6 protein-coding genes are annotated in these 4,881 nt (G+C 48.4%); 3 read left to right on the top strand and 3 right to left on the bottom strand.

The window, feature by feature from the left end; genetic code table 11:
* Nucleotides 1–34: 34 nt before the first annotated feature.
* A complete protein-coding gene (locus tag VN105_RS24320) occupies nucleotides 35–268 on the bottom strand; it encodes a hypothetical protein (RefSeq protein WP_325645121.1) in 234 nt (77 codons plus the stop codon).
* 72 nt (nucleotides 269–340) lie between these two features.
* Nucleotides 341–538: a hypothetical protein gene (locus VN105_RS24315; RefSeq protein WP_325645119.1), complete on the bottom strand. Its 198-nt coding sequence runs from the start codon at nucleotides 536–538 to the stop codon at nucleotides 341–343.
* Nucleotides 539–667: 129 nt separating this feature from the next.
* Between VN105_RS24315 and VN105_RS24310 the strand changes: the two genes are divergently transcribed.
* The 3 genes from VN105_RS24310 to nfi are packed head-to-tail and all read left to right on the top strand — an operon-like array spanning nucleotide 668 to nucleotide 3,275.
* Nucleotides 668–1,333, top strand: coding sequence for an MgtC/SapB family protein (locus VN105_RS24310; RefSeq protein ID WP_325645117.1), 666 nt, complete (start codon nucleotides 668–670; stop codon nucleotides 1,331–1,333).
* 20 nt (nucleotides 1,334–1,353) lie between these two features.
* Entirely contained in the window at nucleotides 1,354–2,562 is a 1,209-nt protein-coding gene (locus VN105_RS24305) for a DUF763 domain-containing protein (protein WP_325645115.1), read from the top strand.
* A 23-nt stretch (nucleotides 2,563–2,585) separates the two neighbouring features.
* Nucleotides 2,586–3,275, top strand: coding sequence for a deoxyribonuclease V (gene nfi / locus VN105_RS24300; RefSeq protein WP_325645113.1), 690 nt, complete (start codon nucleotides 2,586–2,588; stop codon nucleotides 3,273–3,275).
* Here the strand turns inward: nfi and VN105_RS24295 are convergent.
* Nucleotides 3,272–4,881 (bottom strand): hypothetical protein (locus VN105_RS24295; protein WP_325645111.1); only part of this gene is annotated, 1,610 nt, incomplete at its 5' end. The two genes, nfi and VN105_RS24295, sit on opposite strands and share 4 nt — an antisense overlap.

Below are 4,881 nucleotides of genomic sequence, written 5' to 3'. Positions count from 1 at the left end.
GGTGAAAAACAATACCGGAGGCATTATATTGGAGTTAAGGTCTGTTTTTAGAAGAATCCTGGGTGCCTGTCCCAAAGCGGGAGGAATCTTCCCCTGGATTAATAGCGCCCGGAGGCATCTGTGCAGCGGGTACAGTATCTTGTTGAATCATACCGGCCGTATCCATCGTATTTACTGTTGAGTCGGTTCCGGATTTGTTGCCGTTACCGCATGCTGCAAGCATCAAAACCGATGCTCCTGCCAGCATGAGCATGTGTGTTACTTTCATATACCGAATGTTTAAGGGTGAGGTAATACGTTTCTCATCAGATAGGGCGCCTTCCTTAAACAGGTGCACTGTTTACATTTTTGTAGAATCCGGTTTGGTTTTAGTGGTGTCTACCGGTATAACACTGGTACTGTCTACCGCAGGCATGGATACCGCAGCGGAATCGGCCTCACGGCTGGCTTCTTTGGAACTGTTGCAGGCGAAAAGGAAAATGCTCAGGATGCCGGTCAGACAGAGTACAACGCATGATTTATAGAAGAAGGGTGTCATTGGTAATTGTTTTATAGTGATAGATTACATTCGTAACAGGCATTAAAGCAAACAGTTCAATATCCGTTACTTTTTTATTAAGGAAGAATTGTGCCAACGCTTACATTTGTAGCTATATATTTTCAGATAATGAAACATGTATTACAGATCATAGAAGAAGACCAGGTACTGAAAGTGCTGATCGCATTGCTGATGGGCGTATTACTGGGGCTTGAAAGGGAATATAAACGAAAGGCCGCCGGTATGCGAACCATGACCCTGATATGCATGAGCAGCACCGTATTTACCATTCTTTCTGCGGAGCTCGGGTATCCCAATTCCGCAGATCGTGTAGCTTCTAATATCCTTACAGGCGTAGGTTTCATTGGTGCCGGCGTTATTTTCAAGGGCGATTATAGTATCGATGGGATCACCACAGCCGCCTCCATCTGGATTGCGGCAGCTATTGGAATGGCTGTTGGGATGAGCCAGTATTGGCTGGCAGCTGCAGCCCTTGCTGGCGCGCTCCTGGTGCTGATTTTACTGGAGTTTGTTGAAAGACGTATTGCGCTTGTAAACGATAAGCGGCTCTACACAATTTATTTTTATGAAGAAAAATTTCCACATATAGATGTTGAAAATATCCTACAGGAGTTTCAGCTGAAGTATAAGAAGATGATGATAGTGAGAAAAGAAAATATCATAGAAGTAAATTATACAGTACGCGGCACCCGCGATAGGATGGAGCAGCTGGATAATTTTTTGCTCACCAATACCGGCATCTTTCAATATGAAGTGCAGATAAATCCAACGTGAGTCATTCCAAATAAATCAATATGCCATCATATGCAGATCTGCCTTTACACTACGGCCAGGTTCCTCCCTGGCTGGCAAAGCGAATGAGCCTGTTGGGCGGCGCTATTGTAGAGGTTATTGTGACCGATTACGGTAAAGGAGAAGTGATTAAAAGGCTTAGCGATCCCTGCTGGTTCCAGGCGCTGGGCTGCGTGTTGGGCATGGACTGGCACTCATCAGGAATTACCACCAGCGTAATGGGCGCCCTCAAAAAAGCGATCAATCCCCGTTCTGCCGAACTGGGCATTTATATCTGCGGAGGAAAAGGACGCTACAGTAAACAAACACCGGCGGAACTCACCGCCATTGCCCATAAAACCGGTTTGCCCGGCGACCAGCTGGTATACAGCAGCAAGCTCACGGCCAAAGTAGATAACACTGCTGTACAGGACGGCTTCCAGCTTTACCTGCACTCTTTTATTTTATCTGATGAAGGTGAATGGGCGGTGGTGCAACAGGGAATGAATGATGCCAGCAGTATGGCCAGGCGCTACCACTGGCATTCTTCAGCGTTTAAATCATATACCGAAGCGCCGCATACCTTTATTTACGGCCGTAACCAGGGCCGTATCCTTAATCTTACCGACTTGCAGGCCGGCGCCACTAAAACGGGTATCCTCCAGCTTACAAAAGAAAAGCCTGTACACCTGTTGCCCGAAATAAGCCACCTGCTGATGCCTTCCCACCATGATGTGAGAGCGGAAAATGTAAACCTGAAAAGGCTGGGCAGCGTATTAGCCCTGGCGCATGATACCAGTCCGGCAGATTTTGAAACCCTGCTGATGCTCGAAGGCGTGGGCCCAAGAACGCTGCAATCGCTTACCCTGGTAAGCGAAGTGATTCACGGCACTCCTTCCCGCTTTGAAGATCCCGCGCGGTTTTCGTTTGCCCATGGAGGTAAGGACGGCCATCCCTTCCCGGTGCCCACCAGGATCTACGATGAAACCATTCATACCCTGAAAGAGGCGCTGCATAAAGCAAAGATTGGTGAGTCTGATAAGAAAGACGCCATCAGGAAGTTGTCTGTACTCTCACAGCAAATTGAAAAGGATTTTGAACCCAATACCAACTTTGATAAAGTAATAGCGCAGGAACGCCGCGATTCATGGCAATATGGCGGCAGAACCGTTTTCGGGAAAGCCGTAAAGCCACCGGAGCCCAAAAGCGGCGATCAGCTCTCTCTTTTTTAGAAAGGTTATAAACAATGGCATCCATGATCGATTACAATAAGCTCACTGTTCCTGAAGCAACCATTATACAACGGGAATTAAAAGACACCGTAAAGATAACGCCGTATAACGGTCCGCTTAACTATGTGGCCGGCGCAGATATTTCTTTCAATAAATTCAGCACTACCGTGTACGCCGGTATTGTAATGATGGAATTTCCTTCCATGAAGCCGGTAGGCTACAGCCTCGTAAAAAAAGAAGTACTGTTCCCGTATGTGCCGGGTTTCCTGGCTTTCCGGGAAGTGCCCGCATTGCTCGATGCCTGGGCACAGTTGCCGCTAAAGCCGGATATCCTGGTGGTAGACGGCCATGGCATTGCACATCCGCGTCGTATGGGTATTGCCAGTCACTTTGGAGTGCTGGCGCAGCAACCATCTATAGGCAGCGCGAAGAAAAAGCTGTTTGGTGTGTATGAAGAACCTGGTATGGAAAAAGGCCGCTATACGCCGCTCACGGATAAGCAGGGGCAGCAACTTGGTAATGTGTTGCGGAGCAAAAGCAATGTAAAGCCCATTTTCGTGTCGCCCGGCCATCTTGTAGATATTCCCGGCAGTGCAGAAATTCTGCTGCAGTGCATAAAGGGTTATCGCTTACCCGAGCCAACACGGCTGGCGCATAATGCGGTAAACCAGTTTCGTACAGGTGTAGTGCCGGAAGGCTGGACCAGCCTCTAAAACTTTATCCAGGCGATATTGGCTTTTTTCTCCTGCCCTTTCCGCGAGATCAGCACAGTAGCATACATGCGTGTTTGTGCATTGTAGTCCGCCGCTCCCATCATACAGGCATAGCCTTTTGTAACTTCCGGCATACCAAAAAGAAACAGCCGCTCCATCTTACCATTATAAAAACGGTAGCAAACGAAGTTGGCATCTGCAGCAAACTTCAAAGGCTTGCGTACTTTATCCTGGCCGCCGGTATCAAGATATTGCAGGTAATCGTTGAAAAGCACGAAGGATACGCCGGGTACCGGGATATAGTCGTAAGACAACCACGTGTTGGTGTTCAATGCTGCAATTTTATTCCGGAACACCCACTCGCTTTTACTACGTCGCTGCAACTGGAACGGCTCGCATACGCCGGTGATCACCTGGTATTTGGAAACGGCCAGGGTAGCGTTCTCCCGGCCGGCGGTGTCCAGCAACGTGATGCCTATATCCCCGAGATTTGTATGCAGTTTGTTGAGTTGCGAATTTCCCTGTTTGAAGAAAGAAAAGCTCTCCATCAGCAAGGTACTGCTGCCATCTTCGTTCAGGTGTAACCGTTGGGGTGTTCCTTTGTACTCTTCTTTATAGTTGAGGTTTTGCTGCATGTTGCGCGACAGCTCAGGGAACGACAACTGCACCTGTTTTTTCAGTTTACCGGTGGCTGCCTGGAAAGTATTCATCATCATGCCCGTATATCCTTCTTTTTGTTTGGAAGATACATACAGCAGCATCCGTACCTGCGCACCGGTCACCTGGATGTTGCCGCCTATATTCCCGAAGCCTGCCGTGTAATCCAGTACTTCATGAGCAAAGGTAGCCGAGTCAGGCGACAGCATAGAGAACAATACTTTAGCGCCGGCATCGCCCTCCTTCCGTTTGGCATTAAAGCCTACCGTGCCCAGGTACACTTTTTCCTTTCCCTTCACGGCCATGTTGATATAACTGAAATAGCTATACGAAGAATCGGGAATGTAAAACCAGCCACTGTTAATGAGTTCATGAGCAGGTGAAAAATGCAATACCCGTATGCGTTCACGAACACTGTCGGTTTTCTGGATAGGTGCACCTGAAAAAAGGGCTACGGCGTAGTAATCGCTGTTGGTATCTTTCTCCACATACATGTCATGCGTGGCAAGGTTATCGTCTATAAACACGCTGCGATGCTGTACGCTGGGGAGTTCGCCCAGTTTATCTTCCCGCAGCAGCCTGCCCGTTTCCGCATCCAGTACCAGGCGGTACATGACGGGGTTATACTTTACCAGCTGCTGTAGAAAAATAACCGGCTGGCCATTTATTTCAAAGATGCCATCTATTTCGGTCGATTCCAGGTCGGCTGCATTCCATAACTGCGCATGCACTGTATCCGCTACTTTCAGGGCACGGGCTGTATCGTAGATATTTACCAGCAGCCCGTCCTTTTTGGAGAAATGCAGGTATACAGTGTTACCGTTCTTTAACTGCATCAGTTTGTCCCAGCCATCCCCGGGTTCGGAGAAATCAGGCCCCAATGTTACCACAGGTACCTGGGCTATCACTAAACTGCTGATCAGTAAAGCGCCAAAAAGAACGGGCCATC

Origin of the sequence: Chitinophaga sp. (assembly GCF_035564935.1) — a bacterium.
Classification (GTDB): domain Bacteria; phylum Bacteroidota; class Bacteroidia; order Chitinophagales; family Chitinophagaceae; genus Chitinophaga.
Note: the sequence above shows the minus strand (reverse complement) of the source record. Positions and strands in the feature narration are given on the sequence as shown.